Here is a 1,214-nt window from a genome sequence, read left to right as displayed (position 1 = left end):
CGAACTGACCGAGGAAGAGCGCATGATCCGCGACACCGCGCGGAGCTATGCCCAAGGCCACCTCGCCCCCCGCGTGCGCGAGGCCTTCCGGACCGAGCACACTGACCGCGCCATCTTCACTGAGATGGGAGAACTGGGCCTGCTGGGCGTCACCATCCCCGAGGAGTTCGGTGGTACCGGCGCGGGCTACGTGAGCTACGGCCTTGTCGCGCGCGAGGTCGAGCGGGTGGATTCGGGCTACCGCTCGATGATGTCGGTGCAGGCGAGCCTCGTCATGCATCCGATCAACGCCTATGGGTCCGAGGAGCAGCGGCGCAAGTACCTGCCGAAGCTCTGTTCGGGCGAATGGGTGGGCTGCTTCGGCCTGACCGAGCCGGATGCGGGCTCGGACCCCGGCGGCATGAAGACCACCGCGAGGAAGACCCCCGGCGGCTATGTGCTGAATGGGTCCAAGATGTGGATCACCAACAGCCCCATTGCCGATGTCTTCGTGGTCTGGGCCAAGTCCGAAGCGCATGGCGGCAAGATCCGGGGCTTCGTGCTGGAAAAGGGCACCAAGGGTCTTTCGGCGCCGAAGATCGAGGGCAAGCTGTCCCTGCGCGCCAGTGTCACCGGCGAGATCGTCATGGACGAGGTCGAGGTGGGCGAGGACGCGCTGCTGCCGAACGCCGAGGGGCTGGGCGGTCCCTTCGGCTGCCTCAACCGGGCGCGCTACGGCATCGCCTGGGGCTCGATGGGCGCGGCCGAGGCCTGCTGGCACGCCGCACGCCAGTATGGGCTGGACCGCAAGCAGTTCGGCAAACCGCTGGCGCAGACGCAGCTGCACCAGATGAAGCTCGCCAACATGATGACCGAGATCACGCTGGGGCTGAACGCGGCCCTGCGCGTGGGGCGGCTGTTCGAGGCCGGGAAGATGCAGCCCGAGATGATCTCCCTGATCAAGCGCAACAACTGCGGCAAGGCGCTGGAGATCGCCCGCGTGGCCCGCGACATGCACGGCGGCAACGGCATCTCGGACGAATACCCGGTGATGCGCCATATGGTGAACTTGGAAACCGTCAATACCTACGAAGGCACCCACGACGTCCACGCCCTGATCCTTGGCCGTGCCCAGACCGGCCTGCAGGCGTTCTTCTGAGGAGATGCAGCCATGAAGCTTCTTGTGCCGGTCAAGCGCGTGATTGACTACAACGTGAAGGCGCGGGTGCGTGCGG

Annotated in this window: 1 protein-coding gene; it reads left to right on the top strand. The window is 66.1% G+C overall.

Features of this window, described 5'->3' with window-relative positions; all coding sequences use genetic code 11:
• The coding region (locus ACFFII_RS17490) for an acyl-CoA dehydrogenase (protein WP_377700154.1) at positions 1-1,138 on the top strand (1,138 nt) is incomplete at its 5' end.
• Between the last annotated feature and the right edge of the window lie 76 nt (positions 1,139-1,214).

It is taken from the genome of Paracoccus niistensis, assembly GCF_042432925.1.
GTDB lineage: Bacteria > Pseudomonadota > Alphaproteobacteria > Rhodobacterales > Rhodobacteraceae > Paracoccus > Paracoccus niistensis.
This window is presented reverse-complemented; position numbering and strand designations above follow the sequence as displayed.